Source organism: Streptomyces amakusaensis (assembly GCF_039532665.1).
Taxonomy (GTDB): Bacteria; Actinomycetota; Actinomycetes; order Streptomycetales; family Streptomycetaceae; genus Streptomyces; species Streptomyces amakusaensis.
Map to the genome: position 1 here is coordinate 137129 of NZ_BAAASB010000003.1, position 25759 is coordinate 162887.

Annotated in this window: 18 protein-coding genes and 1 pseudogene; 2 read left to right on the top strand and 17 right to left on the bottom strand. The window is 73.4% G+C overall.

From position 1 onward, the window contains the following. Nucleotides 1–23 precede the first annotated feature (23 nt). The 11 genes and pseudogenes from ABD371_RS05800 to rplU form a co-directional block, all read right to left on the bottom strand. The gene (locus ABD371_RS05800) at nt 24–1157 is read right to left on the bottom strand and encodes an SCO2583 family membrane protein (RefSeq protein WP_344473451.1); all 1134 of its coding nucleotides are present in this window, start codon (nt 1155–1157) and stop codon (nt 24–26) included. 116 nt (nt 1158–1273) lie between these two features. Beyond that, nucleotides 1274–1803, bottom strand: a pseudogene (locus ABD371_RS05805) (SCO2584 family spore wall biosynthesis protein). 117 nt (nt 1804–1920) lie between these two features. Then, the gene (locus ABD371_RS05810; RefSeq protein ID WP_344473453.1) at nt 1921–3219 is read right to left on the bottom strand and encodes a glutamate-5-semialdehyde dehydrogenase; all 1299 of its coding nucleotides are present in this window, start codon (nt 3217–3219) and stop codon (nt 1921–1923) included. Between the two features lie 82 nt (nt 3220–3301). Next, nucleotides 3302–3901, bottom strand: coding sequence for a hypothetical protein (locus ABD371_RS05815; RefSeq protein WP_344473455.1), 600 nt, complete (start codon nt 3899–3901; stop codon nt 3302–3304). A 133-nt stretch (nt 3902–4034) separates the two neighbouring features. Beyond that, entirely contained in the window at nt 4035–5162 is a 1128-nt protein-coding gene (gene proB, locus ABD371_RS05820) for a glutamate 5-kinase (RefSeq protein WP_344473457.1), read from the bottom strand. A 143-nt stretch (nt 5163–5305) separates the two neighbouring features. Then, on the bottom strand, nt 5306–7420 hold the full coding sequence (locus ABD371_RS05825; protein ID WP_344473459.1) for a hypothetical protein: 2115 nt from the start codon (nt 7418–7420) through the stop codon (nt 5306–5308). 215 nt (nt 7421–7635) lie between these two features. Next, a complete protein-coding gene (locus ABD371_RS05830) occupies nt 7636–9138 on the bottom strand; it encodes a D-ribitol-5-phosphate cytidylyltransferase (RefSeq protein WP_344473461.1) in 1503 nt (500 codons plus the stop codon). Nucleotides 9139–9345: 207 nt separating this feature from the next. Then, a complete protein-coding gene (locus tag ABD371_RS05835; RefSeq protein WP_344473463.1) occupies nt 9346–11487 on the bottom strand; it encodes a glycosyltransferase family 4 protein in 2142 nt (713 codons plus the stop codon). 341 nt (nt 11488–11828) lie between these two features. Continuing rightward, complete coding sequence (gene obgE / locus ABD371_RS05840) at nt 11829–13268, bottom strand: GTPase ObgE (protein ID WP_344473465.1); 1440 nt, start codon at nt 13266–13268, stop codon at nt 11829–11831. Between the two features lie 157 nt (nt 13269–13425). Continuing rightward, nucleotides 13426–13683 carry a 50S ribosomal protein L27 gene (gene rpmA, locus ABD371_RS05845; RefSeq protein WP_190122685.1) on the bottom strand — a complete coding sequence of 86 codons (258 nt, stop codon included), beginning with the start codon at nt 13681–13683 and terminating at the stop codon, nt 13426–13428. Nucleotides 13684–13697: 14 nt separating this feature from the next. Beyond that, complete coding sequence (gene rplU, locus ABD371_RS05850) at nt 13698–14018, bottom strand: 50S ribosomal protein L21 (protein ID WP_190122684.1); 321 nt, start codon at nt 14016–14018, stop codon at nt 13698–13700. A 274-nt stretch (nt 14019–14292) separates the two neighbouring features. On the opposite strand from rplU, the gene ABD371_RS05855 reads away from it, so the two are divergent. Then, nucleotides 14293–14970: an acyltransferase gene (locus ABD371_RS05855; protein WP_344473468.1), complete on the top strand. Its 678-nt coding sequence runs from the start codon at nt 14293–14295 to the stop codon at nt 14968–14970. Here ABD371_RS05855 and ABD371_RS05860 read toward each other — a convergent pair. Beyond that, nucleotides 14874–16487 (bottom strand): glycosyltransferase family 4 protein, encoded by a 1614-nt coding sequence (locus tag ABD371_RS05860; RefSeq protein ID WP_344473470.1) that lies wholly within the window; start codon nt 16485–16487, stop codon nt 14874–14876. The two genes, ABD371_RS05855 and ABD371_RS05860, sit on opposite strands and share 97 nt — an antisense overlap. A gap of 166 nt (nt 16488–16653) precedes the next feature. Between ABD371_RS05860 and wecB the strand changes: the two genes are divergently transcribed. After that, nucleotides 16654–17760, top strand: a complete 1107-nt coding sequence (gene wecB / locus ABD371_RS05865; RefSeq protein ID WP_344473472.1) for a non-hydrolyzing UDP-N-acetylglucosamine 2-epimerase — start codon at nt 16654–16656, stop codon at nt 17758–17760. A gap of 29 nt (nt 17761–17789) precedes the next feature. Here wecB and ABD371_RS05870 read toward each other — a convergent pair whose 3' ends face one another. The 5 genes from ABD371_RS05870 to ABD371_RS05890 all read right to left on the bottom strand — a co-directional run bounded on the left by ABD371_RS05870 (nt 17790) and on the right by ABD371_RS05890 (nt 25611). After that, nucleotides 17790–20390 carry a glycosyltransferase gene (locus ABD371_RS05870; protein ID WP_344473474.1) on the bottom strand — a complete coding sequence of 867 codons (2601 nt, stop codon included), beginning with the start codon at nt 20388–20390 and terminating at the stop codon, nt 17790–17792. Between the two features lie 36 nt (nt 20391–20426). Next, entirely contained in the window at nt 20427–21710 is a 1284-nt protein-coding gene (locus tag ABD371_RS05875) for a nucleotide sugar dehydrogenase (protein WP_344473476.1), read from the bottom strand. A 4-nt stretch (nt 21711–21714) separates the two neighbouring features. Continuing rightward, nucleotides 21715–23343, bottom strand: a complete 1629-nt coding sequence (locus ABD371_RS05880) for a glycosyltransferase family 2 protein (protein WP_381733363.1) — start codon at nt 23341–23343, stop codon at nt 21715–21717. A 109-nt stretch (nt 23344–23452) separates the two neighbouring features. Next, the gene (locus tag ABD371_RS05885; RefSeq protein WP_381733366.1) at nt 23453–24421 is read right to left on the bottom strand and encodes a Gfo/Idh/MocA family protein; all 969 of its coding nucleotides are present in this window, start codon (nt 24419–24421) and stop codon (nt 23453–23455) included. A gap of 71 nt (nt 24422–24492) precedes the next feature. Then, a complete protein-coding gene (locus tag ABD371_RS05890) occupies nt 24493–25611 on the bottom strand; it encodes a DegT/DnrJ/EryC1/StrS family aminotransferase (protein ID WP_344473478.1) in 1119 nt (372 codons plus the stop codon). Nucleotides 25612–25759 lie beyond the last annotated feature (148 nt).

Genomic DNA, 25759 nt, shown 5'->3' on the forward strand with positions numbered 1-25759 from the left:
GGCGGCCGGCCGGGGCCGCCCGGTCAGCGGCCGGGGGCCCGGGGCCGGACCGGGTGGCGGGGCTGGGCCCCGGGGGCCAGGGAGCCGCAGAGCGCCGGGGCGGTGTCGCCCAGCGCGTACGGGTCGGTGCCGGCCGGGGCGCGGGTGGACGGGCTGCGGCCCGCGAGCAGCGGGCGCAGTACCCCGGCGGTCTCGGCCGAGCAGCTCTGCGGTCCGGCCTGCACCGAGCTGGCCAGCAGCTCCGTCCGGTGCCGCAGGAGATCCTCCCGGTCGAACCGGAAGCGCAGCTCCCGGCGGACGGTGAACAGCGAGGCCCCGCCCGCACGGCTCCGGGCGGCGGGAGCGGTGCCGCCGGCGGGGCGCAGGACATAGGCGAAGGTGTGGTCCGAGGTCACTTCCAGGGTGTCGGGGCTCGTCTCGGTGACATGCAGAGTGCCCCCGACGCGCACCTCCGGGTCGGCGAGGGCGACCTCGGCCGGGTCGTAGCGGACCAGCCAGCCGGTGGCGGCGTGGCGGCCGTCCGCGGCGGGTTTGGCCATGCTGCGGTCGAACTGCTCCAGCTGGTCGGGGTCGAGCAGCACCCGCACCGGCCGGACCGCGCCGCCGGTGAGCACGTCGGGGTCGAGCGAGGACTCCACCAGATAGTCCTTGGCGGTGGTGAGCGCGGCCGTCACCTGGCTCACGGAGAAGTTCTCGGTGGGGCGGACGCCGGGCAGGGTGATCCCCGCGGCGCCGGCGCGGAATCGCGCGGCGGGGCCGGTGGCGTGGAGATCGGCGGGAGCGCCGCCGGGGACGGGGCCCGAGGGGGCGAGAGGTATCAGGGTGACACGCAGGGGTTCGGCCCGTTTGGCGGGCGAGGTCTGGTGCGGCGGGCGGATGCTCAGATAGATCGCCGTGCCGAAGACGACGGCGACGGCCACGACCAGGACCAGGAGGAGGGCCGGTGTGGGACCGGCTCCGAGACGCCAGACGGGGAGCGAGCGCACGGCGGGCGCGTGGGGACCCATCCGCTCCGTCGCGGAGAACTCCTGAAGCCGCGCAGCCTGTACGAACGATTCGTCGAAGACGACGAACCGGTATTCGTCCTCTCCGCCCCCGGGAAGCCCTTCGGGTGTTCCCTCGGGTGTTCCCTCAGGCGGGTCTCCGCGACCGGCCATACCTTGAGGCTCGGTCTGACGGGGCTCCGCTAAACACCACAGGGGGCGACAAACTCTGACGAGTTCCCACGAAGGTGTTCATGGGGCGGGCGCGCGGCGAGCGCGGCGAGGGGGGCTCAGGGCGCTCCGGGGTCGGTGGAGAGGGAGGGGACGACGAGCCGGTCGGCGGTGGAGCCGGTGGAGGTGGTGGCGTCGACGCCGCTGGTGGCGGGCGCGGGCACCTGGTCCTGGCGGCTGCCGGAGGCTCCCCGGTACACGGCGGTGAAGGCGAGCGCGACCATCCCGATGCCCATCAGCAGGGCGAGCACCCAGGCCACCGGGCGGTGCCAGCGGGCGGTGCCCCGGTAGGGGCGCAGAGCGCCGCCGTGGCTGCCGTAGGGGCCGTCCTCGTCGTCGGGGAGCAGGTCGCGGCGTAGGGGTCGGGTCCGTCGTCACGGGCCGCCGCGGCGGCCCGTGACGCCTCGGCCTCGGCGCGGGCCTGGGCGGCGGCCAGCAGGCGTTCGACGGCGCTGGGTTCGCGGATCAGGGCGGCCTTGACGAAGTCCTCGTCGAACACCACGGGGGCGAAGTCCTCGTCCGCGCCTCCGCGGTCGTCGTCGGGCTCCCAGCCGTCCGGGAACGGCCTGCCCCCCACGTCGTCCGGCACGCCATCAGAGTAGACCCGGCCGCCGGGTTTGGGCAGAGCGGGGAAGAACTCTCCCTCCGCCCGCGCGACCGGTCGCGCGCCGGGCGGACGGAGGGGGCGGAGGGGGCGGAAGGAGGTTCAGCGGATATGACCGTCGCCGGTGACGATGTACTTCGTGGAGGTCAGCTCGGGCAGCCCCATGGGGCCCCGGGCGTGCAGCTTCTGGGTGGAGATGCCGATCTCCGCGCCGAAGCCGAACTGGCCGCCGTCGGTGAAGCGGGTGGAGGCGTTCACCGCGACCGTGGTGGAGTCCACCAATTGGGTGAAGCGGCGGGCCGCCGCCTGCGAGGTGGTGACGATCGCCTCGGTGTGGCCGGAGGACCAGAGCCGGATGTGGGCCACCGCCGCGTCCAGCGAGTCCACCACCGCGGCGGCGATGTCGTAGGAGAGGTACTCGGTCTCCCAGTCCTCCGGGGTGGCCGCCACGACGGTGGCCTTGGTGCCGGCCTCGGCGGCGTGCGCCCGCACCCGCTCGTCGCCGTGGACGGTGACCCCGGCCTCCGCCAGGGCGTCCAGGGCGCGCGGCAGGAAGGCGGCGGCGACGTCCTGGTGGACGAGGAGGCTCTCGGCCGCGTTGCAGACGCTGGGGCGCTGGGCCTTGGAGTTGATCAGGATGTCGACGGCCATGTCGATGTCGGTCTCGGCGTCCACATACACATGGCAGTTGCCGGTGCCGGTCTCGATCACGGGGACGGTGGACTGCTCGACCACCGTGCGGATCAGACCGGCGCCGCCGCGCGGGATCAGCACGTCCACCAGGCCCCGGGCGCGCATCAGCTCCTGGACCGAGTCGCGGGACTCGCCGGGCACCAGCTGGATCGCGTCGGCGGGCAGCCCCGCCCCGCCGATCGCGTCGCGGAGCACCCGCACCAGCGCCGTGTTGGAGGAGTACGCGGAGGAGGAGCCGCGCAGCAGGACCGCGTTGCCCGACTTGAGGCAGAGGGCGGCGGCGTCGACGGTGACATTGGGCCGGGCCTCGTAGATGATGCCGACCACGCCGAGGGGCACCCGGATCTGCCGCAGATCGATGCCGTTGGGCAGGGTCGAGCCGCGCACCACCTCGCCGACCGGGTCGGGCAGGGCGGCGACATGGCGGACGTCGGCGGCGATGGCCCGCACCCGCTCCGGGGTGAGGGTGAGCCGGTCGATGATCGACTCGCTGGTGCCCGCCTCCCTGGCGCGGGCGATGTCCTCGGCATTGGCCGAGACGACTTCACTCGTACGGACCTCGAGCGCGTCGGCGATCGCCAGCAGCGCGTCGTCCTTCGCCGAGCGCGGCAGGGGCGCGAGGTCGGCGGCGGCCGAGCGGGCCCGGTAGGCGGCCCGGGTGACCGGGGTGAGGTTGTCGTACGGCGAAAGCGGCGAGGGCGTGGTCATACCCGCAGGGTAGTGCGCTCGCCGCAGCCGTCCGATCCGTATTCCGACATGTCCCGCACTGCGAGATGGAGACCCCGGGTGCTCAGAAGGGATGGACCCCCACCGGGGACGCGGGCGGCGGGCCGTAGCCCTCCGCGATCCGCTGGTGGTAGGTCTGCCGGTCGATGACCTCCAGCCCCACGATCTTCCACGGCGGCAGCTTCGACGTGGAGCGGTGCTCGCCCCACAGCCGGAGCGCGACGGCCGCCGCGTCGTGCAGGTCCCGTGCCTCCTCCCAGTACCGGATCTCGGCGTGGTCGACCGCGTACCGGCTGGTCAGCAGGAAGGGGTGGTCGTGGGCCAGCTGTTCAAGGCCGCGTCTGACCTCCTTGAGCGGTGCCTCGGCGCCGGCGACGCTGAGGGTGATGTGCCAGAGCTTCGACTGCGTTCGCTCCTCGGCGCGGGCCTGTGCCTCTCCCGTCCGGCCCTCGCCTCGGGAACGCGGCGGCCGATCCGCCCGCTCCTGTTCGTGCCCCTCCTCGGAGTCGTCGAAGTCCGCGCCCTCGAAGTCGGCGCCCGCCTCGACGCTCGTCAGGGGTCGTTTCTCACCCGCCGTCCTTCGGGTGTGGTCGCCCGCGGTCCTGCGGATGTTCGGGACGCCCCCGGTTCCTCGGGGCACATCCCCTGGGCGCGCTCGTCTCACCGGCGGCCTCCTGTTTGCATGTGTGGTCCTGCTTGTACCCCGGCATCCCCCGCAACAAAGTTGACCAGTCCTGGACGGAACATGGGGTGGTTTTGGTAAAGGTCCCTGTTGGTTGGCGGGACTTTCAGCCGTTTCAGGGGTGCAGGACGACCAGATCGTCCCTGTGTACGACTTCCCTCTCGTACTCGGGACCCAGCTCCCTGGCGAGGTCCCGGGTGGAGCGGCCGAGGAGCTGGGGGAGCTCCTTGGCGTCGAAGTTGACCAGTCCCCGGGCGACCGCGCCGCCCCGGGCGTCGCGCAGCTCCACCGGGTCCCCGGCGCTGAACTCGCCCTCGACCGAGGCGATCCCGGCCGGCAGCAGCGACTTGCGGCCGTGGACGACCGCGTCCACCGCGCCGTCGTCGAGGATCAGCGCGCCCTGCGGGGTGGAGGCGTGGGCGAGCCAGAGCAGCCGGTCCGCCGAGCGGCGTCCGGTGCGGTGGAAGAAGGTGCCGGTGCTCCGCCCGGCGAGCGCGTCGGCGGCGTGCACGGCGGAGGTGAGGACGACCGGGACGCCGGCCGCGGCCGCGATCCTGGCGGCCTCCACCTTGGTGGCCATGCCTCCGGTGCCGACGCCCGCCTTGCCCGCGCCGCCGGTCTCGACATGGGCGATGTCGGCGGGGCCGCGCACCTCGTCGATGCGGGAGCTGCCGGGCCTGGCCGGGTCCCCGTCGTACAGCCCGTCCACGTCCGAGAGGAGGACCAGCAGATCGGCGCGGACGAGATGGGCGACCAGGGCGGCGAGCCGGTCGTTGTCGCCGAAGCGGATCTCGTCGGTGGCGACGGTGTCGTTCTCGTTGACCACGGGGACGGCGCCCATGGCGAGCAGCTGGTCCAGGGTCCGGTAGGCGTTGCGGTAGTGGGCGCGGCGGCTGGTGTCGTCGCCGGTGAGCAGCACCTGGCCGACCCGTACGCCGTAGCGGGCGAAGGAGGCGGTGTAGCGGGCGACCAGAAGGCCCTGGCCGACGCTGGCGGCGGCCTGCTGGCGGGCGAGGTCCTTGGGGCGGCGGGCCAGGCCCAGGGGCGCGAGCCCGGCCGCGATCGCGCCGGAGGAGACCAGCACGATCTCCTTCTCGCCTCCCGACCGGACCGTCGCGAGCACGTCCACGAGCGCGTCCACCCGGTCGGCGTCGAGGCCGCCCGAAGCGGTGGTCAGCGAGGAGGAGCCGACCTTGACGACGATCCTGCGGGCCTGGGTTACCTGCTGTCTTGCCACTGTCACAGAGGGAATCTATGTCAGGGCGGGCTCCGGACGCCCCGGCATTTCACCGGCTGGACAGCCGGCCGGGCCCGGGGCCGGAACGCCGAGGGCCCGCACGGCGGATGCCGTGCGGGCCCTGGCCGCGCTGGTGGGGCTGGTGGGGCTCAGGCCCGGTCGAGGGACTCGGCCTCGGCCGGGACGGCCTCCGGTCCGGCGTCGGGCTGAAGGTTCAGCTCGAACTGCGCCTCTTCGTTCAGCCGCTGCTCGACGCCCAGGTTGCGGGCCTCGGACTCGGCCGCGAGGGCCTGTACGGCGGCGTTGAAGCGCTCCATGGAGGAGGGGCTGTCGGGGCCGAGGAGGTACTCCTTCAGCTCCCGGCGGCCCGCCGCCAGCAGATCGCGCTCCGGCGACGCGACGGCAGCCAGCAGCACGTCCAGCTCCTCCGCGCTGTTGGTCAGGACGACCGCCGCGCGGGCTGCGGTGTTCTGGCGCTGGAACTCGGCCGCGCCCAGCTCGGCGGAGTCGGTCAGGGCGTACGGCTTGCCGCTGGCCATGAAGTCCGAGACCACGCTGGAGATGTCGGAGACCATCGCGTCGGACTCGTTGAAGCAGTCGTACAGCTTGGGCTCGGCACCGGTCACGACCAGGTGCTCCCACCAGCCCTTGGAGAGCCAGTAGGCCTCGTTCCACTCGGCCCGGAGCGCCTTGATCCGCTCCAGTCGCTGCGGGTCGGCGAGCGAGTCGCGCGACTCCTCGGCGGAGTCGCGGCGCGCGCGGCCCGGCTTGGCGAGCGCGGTCAGCTCGGCCGTGATGCGGGCCATCTCCTCGCGGGCGGCCTCCTGGGCGGGCTTGGCGGCCTCGGCCTGTCCCGACCAGCGGGGGTCGGTGAGACGGGCCTCGTTGGACTCCGCGATCATCTCCCGGATCCGCTGGTGGACGACCTTGGCCTCCTTGTCGCGGATGCCGGTGAAGGGGTGCGGCTTGTAGATCACGCGCACCGGGCGCTCGGCGGTCAGCAGCCGGCTGATGATGTTCTCGCCGGCGAGCAGCAGCGAGGTGTTGCCCGGGTTGTCGTCCCAGCCCTCCCAGGTGGGCGCGTAGAGCACCGTCGGGATGGGGTTCTTGGGGGTGCCGGTCCAGGACTTGATGGGCGCGAGCTGGGGGCGTCCGACCTCGACGATGTCGTCGTCGCGGACACCGACGTCGGCGAGGGCGTAGCGGTCGCGGCCGGCCCGGCCGGCGGTCCAGACCTCGTCGTAGACCTTGCTGTACGGGTTGACGCTGGCGAGCTTGTCGCTGTCGCCGTGGCCGATGAAGACGTGCTGGATGGTGGGCACGCGCAGCAGGTGGATGTTCTTGCCGACGTTGGCCGCGTAGAGCGCCACCCGGACCGAGGAGAGGTCCATGTTCATCAGGTGGGTCGCGCCGGGGACGCAGATGACGGGGACGGTGGTCGGGTGGAGCTTGTTGACCAGTCCGCGCTCGCGCATGATGATCAGCGGCCGGCCGTCGACGTTCTCCATCGTCTCCAGCCACATGTTGGCCTGGTAGGCGGACTCCTTGGAGCCGGAGAAGTACAGGACCACGGTGGGCCGGTACTCGCGCAGCCAGTCGCTGACCGCTTCGAGGACCTCCGGGGCGGCCGGGACCCGGCGCTTGCGGCGCAGATACGGGGCGAGCGCCAGGATGTAGAGGACGGCGAGGCCGAGGCTGGCGGCGAGGCCCGCGTAGCCGATGGCGTCCCGGTTCAGGGCGGTGGCGAGCAGCACGCCCAGGACCGCCGGGATGTCCATGTGCAGTATCTTCTCGGCGGCGCGGACCCGGAGTGCGGCCGGCGGCGCGTCGGGGATCCCGAGGGCCTGGAGGTCGACGTTGCGGGTGACGACCGGCATGCCGCGGCGGAGCCGGATCAGGGTCACCAGCGCGCCGTGCGGGGCCTGGATGCCGTAGAAGACCAGGAAGCCGGCGACGGCCACGTAGAAGAGCGTGGTCTCGGCGAGGCCCTCACGGGCGAGCAGCAGGACCAGCATCACCTGGCGCAGCAGGAAGCGGATGGTGATGCCGACGCGCACCTTGCCGAGGCGGTTGATCAGATAGCTGCCCTTGCGGTGCAGATACCAGTCGGCCACGTAGGTGGCGGTCGCCGCGGCGGCGAACATCCAGACGTTCGGCAGCAGTGCGGCGATCATGACGCAGGGATAGCCGAGTCCGAGGAGAACCGCGGCGGCCAGCTCGGACAGGCTGCCGACGCGCGCCAGACGAATGGCTGTGGAAATCACGAAGAACCTGCTCCAAGGGTGTGATTTGATCCTCTTTGCGAGAATTGCGAATCCGGAACTTCGCAACCCGAAGGCGGAGTCAGGACTTCACACAGCGCACGGCCGGGCCCCCGCGCCCCCTGTATCCCCGGCATTTCGCACACAGGGAGGGGGCATGGAGGCCCGCAAAACTGCTGTGAAACTGCTGTGGCAGCATTCATCGCTTTAACAGCGAATTATTGCATATCTTCTTCGCGGGTCAGGACCGCGGCGAGCGCCTGCTCAAAGCCGGACGCCTCGCTCGCGCCCCGGGTCGGGTCCTGCTGGCGCACGTCGATGACGTGACCGGTCAGCTCCGAGAGCAGCACGTCGAGGGAGGTGCGCGCCACGGCCTCGGAGGAGAGCAGGCTGCCCGCGGGCTCGGTGCCGAAGGCCTTGGTGCGCATCGGGGTCGCGGTCCGCTCGGGATTGACGCAGTTGACGCGGATCCCGTCATTCGCCCACTCGTCGGAGAGCGCCTGGGTCAGATTCACCATGGCGGCCTTGGTGGAGGAGTAAAGGCTGTACTCGGCGCGGCCTCGGGTATAGCTGGAGGATGTGTAGAGCAGCAGCTGCCCCTTGGTCTCCGCCAGGTACTTGTACGAGGCACGGGCGATCTGCACCGGGGCCAGGTAATTGACGTTCAGCGCTTCCTGGATGGTGCTGTTGTCCGTCTCGGCGAGCTTGCCGATGCGCAGGACGCCCGCGGTGTTGATGACGTAGTCGATCCGGCCGGTCTCGGAGTACGCCTTGGAGAGGGCGTCGTCCACGTGCTCCGGGTTCTCGACATGGGTGCCGGTGGTGGAGCGGCCCAGCGCGTAGACCTGGGCGCCGTAGGTCCTGGCCAGCTCGGCGATGTCCGCGCCGATGCCGTAGGAGCCGCCGAAGACGACCAGCGTGCGGCCTTCCAGCAGCTCGCGGTAGGCGGCCTCGTCGGCCTGGCGGGGGGCGGCGGTGGAGGCCAGCTGGAAGAGCTTGTCCGTGATGAAGACGTCGACGGGCTGGGTGACCTTCATGTTGTACTCGTCGCCCGCGACCACGTGGATCGGCACGTCGGGCAGGTACTTCAGGACCACCGAGCAGTCGTCGGTGGCCTGGAAGTTCGGGTCGCCGGCGGCGACCTCGTACGCCCGGCGGATGGTGGAGAGCTTGAACGCCTGCGGGGTCTGGCCGCGGCGCAGCCGGGAGCGGTCCGGCACGTCGGTGATGAACTCGCCGTCCTCGCCGTGGGTGCGGGTCACGATGATGGTGTCCGCGGAGGGGATGGCGACGTCGACGGCCTGGTAGCGCTCCAGCGCGTCCACACAGTCCTGGATCACTCGCTGTGACAGCAGCGGGCGGACGGCGTCGTGGAAGAGGACATTGCGGTCCTCGCCCTCGGCCAGGCCCTCGCCGAGGGCGGCGATGGCGCGCTCGGTGGTCTCGTTGCGGGTGGAGCCGCCCTCGATGACCTTGGTGACCTTGGTCAGTCCGGCCTTGGCGACGATCTTCTCGACGTCGGGTACGAACCCGGGGGCCATCAGCACGATCACGTCGTCGATGGAGTCGGCCTGCTGGAAGATCGTCAGTGTGTGCTCGATGACAGCCTTGCCGGCGATCTTCAGCAGCTGCTTCGGGATCGACAGACCCACGCGCTGGCCGGTACCCCCGGCGAGGACGACGGCCGTGGTACGGGGCTTGGCTTCGTGCGGCACAGACACAGAACGACCTACCTTCAGACGAGTGAGACGGTGCGATGGTCGCACTCTGTGTGACCGCATCGCAAGGCGGGTATGGGGGGACACTTCCCCCGGGTCCACCGCGCGTTCACTCGGTGGCCAGGGAGGTTGGGGCCGGGGACCCCCGATCGGGCCGTGACGGACGCCACAGACGAGGCGGGTTTGCGCCCCTCCGGGGGCGGGTCGCCGTCATCGCCTGGCGGCGGCCCGGTCGGCGGGCCGGTCCGCGGGCCGGCCGGTGTTCCGGTCGGTGATCCGGTCGGTGAGTCTCAGGACGAGTCCATTGTCCCCGTCGTAGCCGAGTGACACCTTCACCAGCCGCTGGGGCCTGCCGAGGAGCCTGCGCAGCACCCGGCGCGGCAGCAGCAGCGGACGGCGCTTGTGGGTGAGGGCGTCCGGATAGACGAAGACGCCGCTCTTGTCGACGACGTCGTCCAGGAGCCGGGCGACCCGCACCGGCTCCCGGCCGGGGGCCGGGCGCAGCCAGACCTCCCAGACGTCGTTCGGGGTCAGCTGGCGTGCGGCGGGCGTCTCGCCGTCGATGACGGCCCGGAAGCCGTGCGGGCCCTCCCGGTCGGCGGGGAGGACGATCTCCTCCTCGGGGCCGCCCCGGCGGCGCAGGGCCAGCTCGGGCCGGCCCGCGGGCAGGGCGGGGCCCAGCAGCCGCCCCTGGAGGGTGAGCCGGGTGCCGGAGCGGCTGATGTCGCCGGCCTCGGCGTGCACGGGCCGTACCCAGGAGCGCAGCGCGAGCTGGTGGCGGGGGCCGCGCCGGTGGGGCACCCGGTGGCGCACCCCGGAGCCGGGGGCGAGCCGGGCGGGGGCGAGGAGCGAGCCGCGCTGGTCGACCGAGCGGCTCAGCAGCACGGTGCGGCGACCGCCGCCGGGGCGGTCGGCGGTGCAGAGCCACTGGCCCTCGGCGAACTCGTCGCCGGCCGGGACGGTCGCGGTGCCGTCCGCGCGGAAGGGGTAGATCCGCTCGTCCGCCGCGCCGGAGCCGCCGGTGCGGACGCAGACCAGGCGCAGTCCGGGGTGGGCGAGCACGGCGTCCGGCGGGGTGACGAGGGTGACGGTCAGCGAGCCGTCGTCCTCCGCGACGCAGTCCGCCACCGGTTCGAAGGCGGCGTCCGGCGCGGCGCCGGGGCCGGGGCCTTCCGGGAGGGCGGAGGGCCGGGGGGAGGAGGCGCGGTCGCCCGCGCCGAGTTCGGCGAAGAGGTCCGCGTACCGCCGGGCGACGGCGGAGGGGTCGAACCGGCGGGAGTTGCGGGCGGCGGCGGCCCCCATCTTGCGGCGCAGCCCCTCGTCCTCGATGAGCGTGAGCAGCGCGGCGGCGACCGCGTCGGCCTTGCCGACCGGTGTGAGCAGTCCGTCCTCGCCGTCCTTGAGGATCTCGCGGGGGCCGTAGTCGCAGTCGGTGGAGACGACGGGCAGGCCGTTGCGCATCGCCTCGACGAGGGTCATGCCGAAGGACTCGTGGCGGGAGGTGGAGACGGCGACGGAGCCCTTGACCCACTCCGGGTCGATCGGCGAGCGCGGGCCCATCAGCAGGACGTGGTTGCTCATCAGATGCTTCTGGACGCAGCGGCGGAGCCGGTCCTTCTCCGCGCCCGAGCCGCAGATCCGCAGGGTCCACTCCGGGTGTTCGGCGACGACCTTGGCGAAGGCGCGGATCAGCACCTCGTACTGCTTCTCGCGGGAGAGCCGGCCCGCGGCGACGACGACGGGGGCCGTCAGCGCGGAAGGGGCCACGACGGGCCGGGGGACGCTGTTGGGGATGGCGAGGACCCGGGTGTCCGGGAGGGGCATCCGGGCCCGCCAGACGGCCGCGTCGCCCTCGGAGACGGTCACGAAGGCGTCGAGCGCGGCGAGGTGCGGGCGCATCTCCTCGCGGAGGGCCTCGCTGTGGTGGTTGTGGCTCATGTGCTCCTGGCCGATGACCACCGCGCCCGGGGGCGCGCAGCGGGCGGCGTAGACGACCAGGCCGGGGCGGGTGCCGATGACGACGCCGGCGGTGGAGGCGGCGTAGTGCTCGCGCACCCGCCGGTCGGTGAGGGCGCTGTACTCCTCGTACCGCGCCTCCGAGCGGGGGAAGAGCCCGGCCGGGGTGCGGTGCTCGGGGTGGTCCTTCTCCTGGGCCGGTGAGCCGGGGCGGGTGTCGACCAGGGGGACGACGGCGATGCGGGGGTCGATGTCGAAGAGGGGCACGTTGCGGTGGCGGAAGACCGAGACGATCTCGATCTCGTGCTCGGCGGCGAGTTCCTCCGCCAGATTGAGCGTGGTCCGGATGGTCCCGCCGATTCCGTAGATGGTGTGGATGAGGAAAGAGATCTTCACAGGTGCTCCGCTCGTCCGCCCAGTCCTTTTTGAGCGATTTCTACCGCTTTTACCGCTCTTCAGAACACTTACGGCATCAGCGTGCCGTGCCGCTCGCGGCGCATCGGGACACGCCGAGGAGACCCGGCCCGCGAGAGCGGTACGGGCAGCCGTGCTGACCAGAGTGGACCGCCGGGGGGACGGGGACCGCCCCCGGCCGGCGGGGGCGGGGGACGGCGAAAAGGCCCGGCGGAGCGCTCGGGCCTTTGGTCGCGGGGATCGGCGGGGACCGCCGGTGACGGAAACGGTCCGGGACGGGATCGCTCCCGTCACCGGATCGGTTCCTCACCGGATCGGTTCCGTCACTGGAACGGGTGGAACTCGTCGTACTCGCGCTGCGGGTCGTCCCGCTCGGCCTCGCGGTCGCGGCGGCGCTGGGCGGCGGGCCGGGGGGCCTCCAGACGGTGGTCCTCGCCACGGCGGCCGAGCATCTCCGCGCCCGCCATCATGGTCGGCTCCCAGTCGAAGACGACCGCGTTGTCCTCGGGGCCGATGGCGACGCCGTCACCGGCGCGCGCGCCGGCCTTCATCAGCTTCTCCTCGACGCCGAGGCGGCTGAGCCGGTCGGCCAGATAGCCCACGGCCTCGTCGTTGCTGAAGTCGGTCTGGCGGACCCAGCGCTCGGGCTTCTCGCCGCGCACCCGGTAGAGGTCGTCCTCCTCGCGGACGACGGTGAAGCCGGTGTCGTCGACCGCCTTGGGGCGGATGACGATACGGGTGGCCTCCTCGGCGGGCTTGGCCGCGCGGGCCTCGGCGATGATCCCGGCGAGGGCGAAGGACAGCTCCTTCAGCCCGGTGCGGGCGACGGCCGACACCTCGAAGACCTGGTAGCCGCGGGCGAGCAGCTCGGGGCGGATCATCTCCGCGAGGTCCTGGCCGTCGGGGATGTCGACCTTGTTGAGGACGACGATCCGGGGCCGGTCGTCCAGGCCGCCGTACTGCTTCAGCTCGGCCTCGATGACATCGAGGTCGGAGACGGGGTCGCGGTCGGACTCCAGCGTCGCGGTGTCCAGCACGTGCACCAGCACCGAGCAGCGCTCGACATGGCGCAGGAACTCCAGGCCGAGGCCCTTGCCCTGGCTGGCCCCGGGGATCAGACCGGGGACGTCCGCGATGGTGTAGACGGTGGAGCCGGCGGTGACGACGCCCAGGTTGGGCACCAGGGTGGTGAAGGGGTAGTCCGCGATCTTCGGCTTGGCGGCGCTGAGCACCGAGATCAGCGAGGACTTGCCCGCGCTCGGGTAGCCGACCAGCGCCACGTCGGCGACGGTCTTCAGCTCCATCACGACATCGCGGAACTCGCCCGGCTCGCCGAGCAGCGCGAAGCCGGGGGCCTTGCGGCGGGCGGAGGAGAGCGCCGCGTTGCCGAGGCCGCCGCGCCCGCCCTGGCCCGCGACGAAGGTGGTGCCCTGGCCGACCAGGTCGGCGAGGACATTGCCCTGCTTGTCGAGGATGACGGTGCCGTCCGGGACCGGCAGGACCAGGTCCTGGCCGTCCTTGCCGGAGCGGTTGTCACCGGCTCCGGGCTGGCCGTTGGTGGCCTTGCGGTGCGGGCTGTGGTGGTAGTCGAGCAGGGTGGTCACCGACTGCTCCACCACCAGGATCACATCGCCGCCGCGACCGCCGTTTCCGCCGTCGGGGCCGCCGAGCGGCTTGAACTTCTCCCGGTGGACGGAGGCGCAGCCGTGGCCTCCGTTACCCGCGGCGACATGCAGTTCGACGCGGTCCACGAAGGTGGTCATGGGTGTGCCTCCATTGCTTACGGAACTTTCCTAGCTGTAACACAGCGGAGGCGGACCCGCTTCCCGATAAGGGAAGTGAGATCCGCCTCCACACAAAACTCACGGAATACTCCGCGGCCAAAACCGTTCTACGGTTCCGGAAAATCGAGTGAATCGATCAGCCGGCGACCGGAACGATGTTCACGACCTTGCGGCCACGGTGACGGCCGAACTCGACCGCTCCGGCGCTCAGCGCGAACAGGGTGTCGTCGCTGCCGCGACCGACGCCCGAGCCCGGGTGGAAGTGGGTGCCGCGCTGGCGGACCAGGATCTCACCGGCGTTGACGACCTGACCGCCGAAGCGCTTCACGCCGAGCCGCTGAGCATTGGAATCGCGACCGTTCCGAGTGGACGATGCGCCCTTCTTATGTGCCATGTCTCCTCAGTCCCTTACTTCGCGGCCGTGGGGATGCCGGTGACCTTGATCGCCGTGTACTGCTGACGGTGACCCTGGCGACGGCGGTAGCCGGTCTTGTTCTTGTAGCGCAGGATGTCGATCTTGACGCCCTTGTGGTGGTCCACGATCTCGGCGGTGACCTTGATCCCGGCCAGGACCCACGGGTCGCTGGTGACGGCTTCGCCGTCGACCACGAGCAGGGTAGAGAGCTCTACCGTGTCGCCAACCTTGGCGGTGGGAATCTTGTCAACCTCAACGATGTCGCCGACAGCAACCTTGTGCTGGCGACCACCGCTGCGCACGATGGCGTACACGCGGATCTCTCTTTCGCTCGGATCGGACCCCTGATGCCAGCCGCTCACACGGGCCCGGGGGCCAGTGACGATCCGGAAGGACGAGCGGCCTCCCCCGCACTGGTGTACCGGACCGGGAGAACCGGGCCGGGGAGACCGACGGGAGGTGGGTGCTCAGGGGATGGGTGCGTAGGGAAACACACCGAGGGTCAAGGGTACGGGGAACCGCTCCGGAGGGTCAAACCGGGCCTATGCTCGGCGCACGTCCGACCCCGGGTGCGCGAGGAGTGACACGGTGAGCTGTACGGTCCTGCCCACCGCGCAGGTGGACGAGAGCGCCGAGATCGGCGCGGGCACCCGGGTCTGGGAGCTGGCCCAGATCCGGGAGGGGGCCCGGCTGGGCGAGGGGTGTGTGATCGGGCGCGGGGCCTATGTCGGCGCGGGCGTGCGCATCGGCGACCACTGCAAGCTCCAGAACCACGCCCTGGTCTACGAGCCCGCCGAGCTGGGGCGCGGCGTCTTCATCGGCCCGGCGGCGGTCCTCACCAACGACCGCCATCCGCGCGCCGTGGACCCGGACGGCCGGCCGAAGGGCGCGGGCGACTGGGAGCCGGTGGGGGTGAGCGTCGCGGAGGGCGCGTCGGTCGGCGCGCGCTCGGTCTGCGTGGCCCCGCTGCGGATCGGCCGGTGGGCGATGGTCGCCGCCGGGGCCGTGGTCACCCGGGACGTGCCCGACTTCGCGCTGGTCGCCGGGGTCCCGGCGAAGCGGGTGGGCTGGGTGGGCCGGGCCGGGGTGCGGCTGGTGCGGCCGGCCGGGCGCGGCGGGGGGCCCGGCGGGGAGCCGGGGGTGTGGGAGTGCCCCAGCACCGGCGCGCACTACCGCGAGTCCCCGGACGGCACGCTCGCCGAGAGCGACGACGGCGGCGGGGGCGGTGGCGGCGAGGGCGGCCGGTTCGGCAGCAGCCGGCTGTAGAGCGCCTCCAGGATCTCGGCCTGCGCCTCCCAGGTCCAGCCGTCGAGCAGCCCCGGCGCGCGGTACGCGGCGCGGTAGCGCTCCGGGTCGGCGAGCACGGTCCGGGCCGCCCGGGCGAAGTCCTCGGTGTCCCCGGCCCGGAAGACCTCGCCCGTCCCGGTCTCGGTGACCACCTCGGCCATCGTCCGGATGTCGCTCACCAGCAGCGGCAGCCCGGCCCGCGCGTACTCGAAGAATTTATTGCTCAGGGCCAGCTCGTGATTGGCGAGATGGCGCAGCGGGCTGACGGCGGCGTCCGCCGGGGCCAGGAATTCGGGCACCTGCCAGTGCGGGACGTACGGCAGGAAGTGGACCCGGTCGGCGACGCCCGCGCGGGCGGCGGCCACCTTGGTGCTCGCGACGGCCTTCATCTTCCTCGGGGTGACCGACACCAGGGCGAGATGGACGCCGGGCAGCGCGGTCAGCGCCTCGACGACGGTCTCCACCCCGCGCACCGGGCTGATGCCCCCGGCGTACACCAGCAGCGGGGTGTCCGGGCCGATCCGGCACAGGGCGCGCAGATCGCCCGGCGGCGGGGCGTCCGCCAGCTCGTCCGCCGCCGGGCGGGTCACCGGCGCGTTCAGGACGACGGCGGGCGGCTCGGGGAGGCGGTGCTCCTCCTGGAGCAGCCGGGCCAGCGGCGGCGAGACGGTGATCACGGCGTCCGCGAAGGGCGCGTGCTCCTTCTCCCAGGCGATGTGGCCCGGCAGCCAGCGGCCGTGGAAGGCGGGGAGTCCGGGCACGTACTCGTGCGCGTCCCAGACCAGCCTGGCCGCCCGCCCCCGGGCCCTGGCCCGGACCGCCGCGCGGGCCCCGACGCCGAGCATCCGGAAGTCGTGGGCGTGGATCAGATCGGGTTCGAAGGCGTCGATGTGGGCGGCGAAGGCCAGCTCGTAGTCCCAGAGGCCGGGCATCAGCCGCCGCCAGGCGCGCTCGCCCATCAGCTTCGACCACAGGGCCGTCGAGGTGCGGTCCAGCGGCGCGGTCAGCGGACCGCGCAGCCGCTGGAGCCGGTCGGTCTCGCGGGCCCGCAGCCCGACCCAGGCGGCGAGCGCCCTGGCCGCCGCCCTCGGCAGCAGCAGCCGGGCCGGGGAGCCGCCGGCGCTGGTGCCGGGGTGGCCGCCGCGCGCGGCCTTCGCCGCCGCCCGGCGGAAGGCCAGGTCGGAGCGCCAGGCCTTGGCGGTCTGCACCCGGTAGCGGGCGATCCGCTGGGAGCGGTACGCCAGCGGGCGGCGCAGCAGCGGACGGCGCAGCTCGTGGCGGCGCGGCTCCAGATGGGCGGGTTTGGGGATCAGCCGTACGCGGGCCCCGCCGAGCCGCCAGCTCTGGATCTTCGAGGTGGGCGACACCCCGAGCAGGATGACGTCCCACCCCGCCTCGGCGGCGGAGCGGGCGGTCTTCTGGACGCGTGAGTCGGCCTTGACGCCGTTGTCGACGAGCATGACGACCCGGCCCCGGGCGCCGTTCGAGGGCTCCATGCGCACGCCTTTCCGATCCGATGCGACGCCGGGCGGTGATCCCGCCCGGTATTCCCGCCGGCCGCACCATCGTCATGGTTTGATCGGTTTTCCGGTGCATTCGCCACGCGCGGCCGGTGCGGGATCAGCCCGGCGATCGCGGTACGAACCCAGGAACAGGGGCAGCGTGAAGGTTCTGAGTGTGGTCGGGGCCCGCCCCCAGCTGGTCAAACTCGCTCCGGTCGCGGCGGCCTTCGCGGGCACCGGGCACCGGCATGTCATCGTCCACACCGGGCAGCACTACGACGCCGATCTCTCCGACGTCTTCTTCTCCGGGCTCTCCATCCCCGCCCCGGACGTCCGTCTCGGCATCGGCTCCGGCAGCCACGGGGTGCAGACGGGGGCGGCGCTGGCCGCCCTGGACGAGGTCTTCGCCCGGGAGCGGCCGGACTGGGTGCTGGTGTACGGGGACACCAACTCGACCCTGGCGGGCGCGCTCTCGGCGGTGAAGTCGCGGCTGCCGGTGGCGCATCTGGAGGCGGGGCTGCGCTCCTTCAACCGGGGGATGCCCGAGGAGCACAACCGGGTGCTCACCGACCACTGCGCCGATCTGCTGCTCGCCCCCACCGAGGAGGCGGTGCGCCATCTCGCCCGGGAGGGGCTGGCCGGCCGCACCCGGCTGGCCGGGGACGTGATGGTGGACATCTGTCTGCGGGTGCGGGACCGGGTGCTCGCGGCCGGGGTACCCGTACCGCCCGCGCGGATCCCCGCCGGGCGGCCGTTTCTGCTGGCCACCCTGCACCGCCCGGCCAACACCGACGACCCGGTCAGGCTGGCCTCGCTGATCGGCGCGCTGGCGGCGCTGCCGCTGCCGGTGGCGCTGCTCGCCCATCCCCGGCTGGTCGCCCGCGCCGGGGAGTACGGCGTCGAGCTGGCGCGCGGCTCGGTGCGGGTGTGCCGACCGCTGCCGTACGCGGAGCTGGTCGCCGCCGTCCTGGCCTCGGCGGGGGTGGTGACGGACTCGGGCGGGCTCCAGAAGGAGGCGTTCCTCCTCGGCCGGCCCTGCACCACGCTCCGCCCGGAGACGGAGTGGGTGGAGACGCTGGACGGCGGCTGGAACGTCCTCGTACCGGATCCGCACGAGCTGCCGTCCGAGCGGTGGTCCGCCCTGGCGGCCCGGCCCGCGCCCCGGTCGCCGCGCGGGGAGCCGTACGGGGACGGGACGGCCGCCGGGCGGGTCGTGCGGCTGCTGGAGGAGGAGGCCGTGCCGGCGCGGGCGGCGGTGGGCGGCTGAGGCTCGGGGTGGCTGCGGCCGAGGCCGGTTCAGGAGCTGAGGAAGGCGTCGAGCGCGGCGGCCGTCGCCGTGCCGTCGTGGTGCTCGCGGACGAAGGCGGCGGAGTCGTGGCCGGTGCGGACGGCGAACTCCCGGTCGTCCAGGAGGCGCTCCAGCGCCGCGCCCAGGGTGTCCGGGGTGGCGCTGACGATCGGCGGGCGGATTCCGCAGGCCGCGACGGACTCCTCGTCGACATGGGCGACGACGGGCCGGCCCGCCGCCATTCCCTCGCAGGCGAAGGCCCCGTAGGTGCCGATCGCGAACTGGTCGACCACCACGTCCGCGCCGCGCACCAGTGCGCGCACCTCGGCCGGGGGCAGTCCCTCGGCGAGGCGGAAGTCGATGAGGCCGCGCCGGTCGTACTCCTGGAGCAGCGGCAGCACCCGTTCGGTGCCCTTGGTCCAGCGCGCGGAGGGCGCGTGCACCACCAGCGGTCTGCGCCGGGTCATCACCGGGCGGGTGCCGGTCCAGGCCCCGGCGTCGACCACCAGCGGGGCCCAGACCGCGCCCGGCAGATCGAGCAGGAGGTCCGGGGTGGTGACGTAGACCGGCAGCCCCGACTCCTCGGCGATGCGCCGGTTGCGGGCGGCCAGCCGGGTCAGGGCGGCCTCGTACCCCTCGGGGGCGTCGCGGAAGAGGGAGTACGGGTGGCGCGCGCGGTGGCGCCCGGGGTCGCGGACCTCGCCGCCGTGGGCGAGGAGGGCCACTTTGACGCCGGCCTGGGCGAGCGCCGGGAGGTCGCCCTCGATGCTGGTGCCGTTGAGCGGGCCGAAGACCGGGCGGAAGGCGTCGGCGAGCAGATGGGTGTAGCGGCGCAGGGTCCGCCGGACCTGTTCGAGCTGGACGTCCAGATTCTTCAGGGCCGCGCCGTCGACCAGCACATCGGCGGGGTAGTCGTGGAGGCGGCCCGCCGAGCGGTGTTTGACGACCTCGGCGGAGACGCCCTCGCGGCGGTGGGTGATCGCGGTCGCGAAGGCGGCGAGCTGTCCCGCGTGGTTTGCCGGGGCGAGACCGAGCCGTACGGGGGTGGCCCCCAGCGGTCGCCAGCCGCCGCCCTCGGGGGCGGGGCCGCCCCGGGCCGCCGCCCGCTCCTCGGCGTCCCAGTACGGCCCGCCGCCCGTCCCCCGGGCGGGCGTCTTCCCGGAGATCCGGCTGTAGAGCCGCAGCAGGGTCTTCGCCTCGCGCTCCCAGGAGAGCCCGTCCAGCAGCTCGTCCGTGATGTTCTTCCGCAGCCCGTCCCGGTCGGCGGTGGCGCGCAGCACCGCCGCCGCGAAGGAGCCGGCGTCCTCGGCGGTGAACACCTCCCCCACCCCGTGGGTGCGGACGAACTCGCTCGTGGTCCGGATGTCGCTGGAGACCAGGGGCAGCCCGGCGTGCAGATACTCGGCGGCCTTGGTGGGCAGCGAGTGCTCCGCGTTGGGCATCCGGTGGAAGGGCACCAGACCCAGATCGGCACTGCCGAGATAGTCCGCCACCTGGTGCTGGGGCACATAGGGCACCACATGCACCCGGTGGCGCACCCTCAGCTCCGCCGCCCGGTCCAGCAGCGCGGTCAGCCCGGCCCCCGGCCGTCCCGCGACCAGCGCCAGATGGTGCTCCGGCAGCAGCGGCAGGGCCTCGACGGCGGTGCCCACGCCCCGGTCGGGGGCGAGCCATCCCGCGTACACCAGCAGCGGAACGCCCGGTCGCAGACCGCAGGCGGCGCGGACGCAGACCCGGCCGGCCGCCGCCCCGACGACCGCGCGGACGGGGGCGTTGCGGACCACGGCCGGGGTCTCGGGGAGCCGGTGGTCGGCGCGGATCAGGGCGGCCAGCTCGGGCGACACGGTCACCACGGCGTCGGCCCGGTGGATGTACTCCCGCTCCACCGCCGGGAAGGCGCTGCGCATCGCCGCCTTGGCCCAGGCGATGCCGGCGACGTACTCGTGGGAGTCGTACAGCCAGGCGCAGCGGCGGCCCCGGGCGCGCAGCCGGGAGGCGGCGCGGGCGGCGGTGTGGATGGTGGTGATGTCGTTGGCGTGGACGACGTCGGGGGCGAGTTCCTCGATGAACGGTCCGAAGGCGAGGTCGAGATCGAGGAGGGCGGGCCAGTCGCGCCGCCAGTCGCCGGTGGTCGTCCCGGTGGTCTTGCGGCGCTGCTCCCAGCGGTAGGCGCGGAGCCGGAGCCGGTGCGCGCCGCGCCGGGCGCGGACCAGGGCGCGCAGCCCGACGGCGGCGGCCCCGCCGAGCGGGGTGGCGGCGAGATGGCCGATCCGGGTGGTCTGCTCGCGGACCCAGACGCGGTGGGCGTCGCGGATCTGGTCGAGGGCGGCGCGGTCGCGGATGCCCCACTGGGTGAGTCGGGCGCGCGGTCCGCCCCGGCTCTTCCTGGCGTTGACCAGGCGTTCCATCCGGTTGCCGACGGGCAGGCGGACGACTTTGACGGGGCCGAGCCAGGAGTGTTCGGGCTTCTTCCCGGCGGCCCGGCCGACCAGGGTGACGTCCCAGCCCGCGTGCGCGGCGGCGAGCGCGGTCTTCTGCACCCGGGAGTCCCCGGTGATGCCGTTGGCGACGACGACGGCCAGCTTGGGCGGGGTGGGGGACGGGGGCATGCGCATCGAGTCCTTCGCTGTGGTGGGGCGGGGCGGTCAGCCGCCGATGACGACCCGGCGTACGCCCGCCCAGCGGGCGGGGTCGGTGGTGCGGCGGCCGTCGACCAGGACGCGCACCCCGGGCAGGTCGGCGGGGGTCAGCTCGCGGTATTCGGCGTGGTCGGCCTGGAGGATCGCGGCGGTGACCGGCTCGCCCCGGTGCGGGGTGAGTCCGTGCGCGGTGAGTTCGGCGGCGGTGTACAGGGGGTCGGACACATAGGGGATCGCGCCGCGTGCCGTGAGCGCCGCCACGGTCGGGAAGACTCCGGAGAAGGCGGTCTCCCTCACTCCGCCCCGGTAGGCCGCGCCGAGCACCAGGACCGGGGCCCCGCGCAGCTCGCCGTAGGCCTCGGCGAGCAGCTCGACCGCGTACCCGGGCATGGCGGCGTTGGCCTCGCGGGCGGCGCGTACGACGGTGGCGTCCGGGTCGTTCCACAGATACATCCGGGGGTAGACCGGGATGCAGTGGCCGCCGACCGCGATGCCGGGCCGGTGCAGCCGGCTGTAGGGCTGGGAGTTGCAGGCCTCGACGACCTCGTCGATGTCGATGCCCTGCCGGTCGGCGAAGCGGGCGAACTGGTTGACGAGGGCGATGTTCACATCGCGGTAGGTGGTCTCGGCGAGCTTCGCCAGCTCGGCGGCCTCGGCGGTGCGAAGGTCCCAGACGCCGTTGGGGCGGGGCAGGTCGGGGCGCGGGTCGAAGTCGAGCACCCGGGTGTAGAAGTCGGTCCCGCGCCGGGCGGACGCCGCGTCGACGCCGCCGACGAGCTTGGGGTAGCGGCGCAGATCGGCGAAGACGCGGCCGGTGAGGACGCGTTCGGGCGAGAAGACGAGGAAGAAGCCCTCGCCGGGGGCGAGTCCGGAGCCCTCGGCGAGCAGCGGCCCCCAGCGGGTGCGGGTGGTGCCGACGGGCAGGGTCGTCTCGTAGGAGACGAGGGTTCCGGGGGCGAGGCCCCGGGCGACGGCGCGGGTGGCGGAGTCCAGCGCCGTGAAGTCGGGGACGCCCGCCGCGTCGGTAACCAGCGGTACGACGATGACGACGGCCTCCGAGCGGGCGACGGCGGCGGCCGTGTCGGCGGTGGCGGTGAGCAGCCCGGCGCCGACGGCGTCCTTGAGGAGGCGGTCCAGGCCCGCTTCGCCGGGGAAGGGTTCGGTGCCCGCGTTGACCAGCTCCACGACCCGCTCGTCGGTGTCCGCGCCGATGACCCGGTGGCCCTTGGCCGCGAACTGGACGGCGAGCGGGAGACCGATCTTGCCGAGCGCCACCACACAGATGTCCATCGGATCACTTCCTCTTCGCGCGGGCGGACGAACGGGCGGACGAGCGGGCGGACGGGCCCCCGGGCAGCAGCGCGGCCAGCCGGCGGCGCACCCGCGTCGGCCAGGGCACGCGCGGCGGGAACATCGGGCCGGTGCGGACGACCATGCGGCCCCTGGCGTCGACGCGGGCGGAGACCCGGTAGGAGTCGTCCAGCCGCCAGCGCCGGGCGAGCGGCATCGGCTTGCCCCGTCCCCGTACGGGGATCTCGTACCACCGCCCCGCGACCCGGACATGGAGGCGCACGGCGAGGGAGGCCGTGCGCGCCTCGACCGGGATCCTGGCGCGGAGGACCGTACCGCCGGGCAGCTCCTCGCGGGTGAACCGGCCGGCGGCGGGCGGCGGATCGTGGCCGGGGGGCAGCTGCCGGCCGCCGGGCCCGTCGGCGCTCTTCGGCAGGGCTCCGGGCAGCAGCCGGACGACGGCGGACGAGGTGTCGCCGGTCAGCGGGGTGCGCACCGCGAGAGTGAGCGCGAGATCGTCGCCGTGCTGCTCCCAGGCGGATTCCAGCAGCTCGGTGCCGGAGGCCAGCGCGGGGAGAATCGATTCGCCCAGGACCTCGAAGACCCGGTCGGGAAGGCCGAGCGCCGGATCCCGGAAGCCGGGGCAGCGCAGATGCGCCCGTCCGTCGCCCGCCAGCGCGAACACCGGACCGTTCCGCTCCTCGTCCTCGATCGCCCGGACCAGGACCTCGGCCGCCCCGCGGCGCGCCAGCTCGATCCGCACCCGGCGGCGGACCGGCAGCAGATCGCGCAGCGGATCGGTGAGATAGGCGTCGGCGAGCGCGCCGATCCCCTCGCAGACCCGGGCGCGGACCGGCGCGGCCAGCGCCGGGAAGTCCGACTGGAGGAGTTTCGCCAGCTCCCAGGTGAAATGGCGGTGCAGGACGCTGTCCCGCTCGGGGCCGGGCGGGATCAGCCCGGCGGTGTGGTCCATGATCCGCGCGGTGCAGCGCAGCCGGTCCGTATGACCGGCCCGGTAGGTGATGTTCCCGGCGTCCCGGCGCTTGAGGGCGTAGTAGTACGTGTAGTCCGCGAGCACCGAGATCCTGCGGGCCCGGACACAGGCCTCGATGGTGAACGGCTGGTCGCTGCCGACCGGCATGTCCTCGGGGAAGCGCAGCCCGTGCCGCTCCACCAGCTCACGCCGGAACAGCTTCGCGTTGGAGAGCGTGAACGGCAGCGCCGAGTCGTACAGCCCCACGTCCGGCGCGCTCGGCCCGCTCTCGGCGAAGAGCGCCTGATGGACATAACGGCCGCCCACCCCGGTCATCTTCCCGACCACGATGTCGGAGCCGTACTCGTCGGCGCAGGCCACCAGCCGGGCCAGCGCCTCCGGCCCGAGCCGGTCGTCCGAGCCCATGAAGTACACGTACCGGCCGGTGGCCGCCTCCAGCGCCCGGTTGCTGGGGGCCGCCGGACCGCCCGAGTTGGGCTGGTGGACCACCGTCACGGTGCCCGGGTGCGCACGGGCGTACCGGTCCAGCTCGGCCCCGCCGCCGTCGGTCGAACCGTCGTCCACCGCCACGATCCGCAGCCGGTCCAGACCGATGGACTGCGCCAGCAGCGAGTCCAGACAGCCGGTCAGATACGGCATCGTGTTGTACACGGCGAGGATCACCGTGACATCGGGCCGCCCGGCCACCGCGACGGCGGTACGGGGTGCTCCCGGCGGACGCTGCGGCACGGTCACGGCACGCACCGCCCTACCGGACCACGGCGGGCGCGGGCAGCTCCACCGTGTGGCCGCCGGCGGCCGACTCCAGCACCGCCGCCGCCACCTCCACCGTCCGCAGCCCCTGGCGGAGGGTGCAGATGTCGGCGGGCCCGCCGAGCACCGCGTCCCGGAACAGCTCGTGCTCGACCAGCAGCGGCTCCCGCTTGGGAATGGCGTACCGGACCATGTCCCCCTCGGAGACCCCCCGGAAGGCCTGGAGCGCCTCCCACTCGGTGGCCTGCGCCGCGTTGGAGTAGAAGGTGAGGTCGGCGGTGAGGGTGTCGGCGACGAAACAGCCCTTCTCGCCGGTGACCGAGGTGAACCTCTCCTTCAGCGGGCTCAGCCAGTTGACCAGGTGGTTGACCGTGGCGCCGGCCGAGAGCCGGCCGACCGCCGAGACCATGTCCTCGTGCGGGCGGCCCGACTTGGAGACCGTGCGCGCCGCGATCGAGACGTACTCCTGGCCGGTCACCCAGCCGGTGAGGTCGATGTCATGGGTGGCGAGGTCCTTGACCACCCCCACATCGGCGATCCGGTGCGGGAAGGGGCCCTGACGCCGGGTCACCACCTGGTAGACATCGCCCAGCTCGCCCTCCTCCAGCCGCCGCCGCAGCGAGCGCAGCGCCGGATTGCAGCGCTCGATGTGGCCGACGCCCGCCACCAGGGAGCGCGACTCGAACGCCGCCACCAGGGCGCGGGCACCCTCCACGCTGTCGGCGACCGGCTTCTCGATCAGCGCGCAGATCCCGGCCCCGGCCAGCTCCAGACCGACGTCCACATGGAGCGCGGTCGGGCAGGCCACCACCGCGTAGTCGATGCCGAGGGCGATCAGCTCCCCCAGCGTGCGCAGCACGGGAACGCCCTGCGCCCAGCCCTCCCGGTCGCCCAGCGGGTCCACCACGCCGACCAGCCGCACCCCCTCCAGCGAGGCGAGCACCCGGGCGTGGTGCCGGCCCATCGAGCCCAGGCCGGTGAGCCCGACCCGCAGCGGGCCCCGGGGCGCGGCGGTCACCCCGGGGGGCGCGGCGGTCACCACCGCTCCCCCAGTTCATTGACGGCGGCGGCGATGCGCGCCAGCTCCGGCCGGGTCAGCGAGGGGTGCACCGGCAGCGAGACGACCTCCGCCGCCGCGCGCTCGGTCTCCGGCAGCTCCCAGCGGCGGCCGGCCAGCTGATCCGGTTCCCAGAAGGGTTTCAGCCGGTGGATCGGCGTCGGGTAGTAGACCGCGCTGCCCACCCCCGCCTCGGCCAGCCTCGCCACCGCCGCCTCCCGGTCGCCGGGGACCCGGATCGTGTACTGGTGGCAGCTGTGCCGCGCCCCCTTCGCCACGGACGGCTTGACCACCCGGGGCGAGGTGATGTGCTCGCTGAGACAGGCGGCGTTGGCGATCCGGCGCTCGGTCCACGCGGGCAGCTTCGCCAGCTGCACCCGGCCCACGGCGGCGGCGACGTCCGTCAGCCGCATGTTGACGCCGATGATCTCGTTGGCGTACCGCTGCTCCATGCCCTGGTTGCGCAGCAGCCGCAGGGTCCTGGCGAGCCCGGCGTCGGCGGTGGAGACCATGCCGCCTTCGAGCGAGTGCATGTTCTTCGTCGGATAGAAGCTGAAGGTCCCGGCGTCGCCGAACGCCCCCACGGGGGTGCCGTGCAGCGCCGCCGCGTGCGCCTGGCAGGCGTCCTCGACCACGGCGAGGCCGTGGGCGGCGGCGATGGGCATGATGCGGTCCATGGCCGCCGGGTGCCCGTACAGATGCACCGGGATGACCGCGGCGGTGCGCGGGGTGATCGCCGCCTCGACGGCGGCCGGGTCGAGGCAGTAACTGGCGGGGTCGATGTCGGCGAAGACGGGCTCCGCGCCGGCCAGTCTGACCACATTGGCGGTGGCGGCGAACGAGAACGACGGCACGACGACCTCGTCGCCGCGGCCGAGACCCAGCGCCAGCAGGACCAGATAGAGCGCGGAGGTGCCGGAGTTGACCGCGACGCAGTGCCGTCCGTCGACCAGCTCCGAGAAGCCCTCCTCGAACGCGGCGACCTCGGGGCCCTGCACCACCCGGCCGCTGCGCAGGACCCGGACGGCGGCCTCGATCTCCTCCTCGTCGATGACCGGGCGAGCGGCGGGAATGGGGTGCCGACTGCTGGTCGTCATGGACGCCCTCCTTGATCGCGGCAGTGCCGCGGCAGTGCCATCGTGCAGGAGGGGAGGGCGGGGCCGGGGTCCCACGAGGGACCCGCGAGGCGGGGAACACCCGTCCGGCGCAATACGAACGGACCGTCAACCCGGCGCGTCAACCATT

Excerpts from the sequence above, each read along its gene's own strand:
- ABD371_RS05800 (WP_344473451.1), bottom strand. The coding sequence starts at position 1,157 with ATGGCCGGTCGCGGAGACCCGCCTGAGGGAACACCCGAGGGAACACCC.
- ABD371_RS05810 (WP_344473453.1), bottom strand. The coding sequence starts at position 3,219 with ATGACCACGCCCTCGCCGCTTTCGCCGTACGACAACCTCACCCCGGTC.
- obgE (WP_344473465.1), bottom strand. The coding sequence starts at position 13,268 with ATGACCACCTTCGTGGACCGCGTCGAACTGCATGTCGCCGCGGGTAAC.
- rpmA (WP_190122685.1), bottom strand. The coding sequence starts at position 13,683 with ATGGCACATAAGAAGGGCGCATCGTCCACTCGGAACGGTCGCGATTCC.
- ABD371_RS05860 (WP_344473470.1), bottom strand. The coding sequence starts at position 16,487 with ATGGAGCCCTCGAACGGCGCCCGGGGCCGGGTCGTCATGCTCGTCGAC.
- ABD371_RS05870 (WP_344473474.1), bottom strand. The coding sequence starts at position 20,390 with ATGCCCCCGTCCCCCACCCCGCCCAAGCTGGCCGTCGTCGTCGCCAAC.
- ABD371_RS05875 (WP_344473476.1), bottom strand. The coding sequence starts at position 21,710 with ATGGACATCTGTGTGGTGGCGCTCGGCAAGATCGGTCTCCCGCTCGCC.
- ABD371_RS05880 (WP_381733363.1), bottom strand. The coding sequence starts at position 23,343 with ATGCCGTATCTGACCGGCTGTCTGGACTCGCTGCTGGCGCAGTCCATC.
- ABD371_RS05885 (WP_381733366.1), bottom strand. The coding sequence starts at position 24,421 with ATGGGCCGGCACCACGCCCGGGTGCTCGCCTCGCTGGAGGGGGTGCGG.
- ABD371_RS05890 (WP_344473478.1), bottom strand. The coding sequence starts at position 25,611 with ATGACGACCAGCAGTCGGCACCCCATTCCCGCCGCTCGCCCGGTCATC.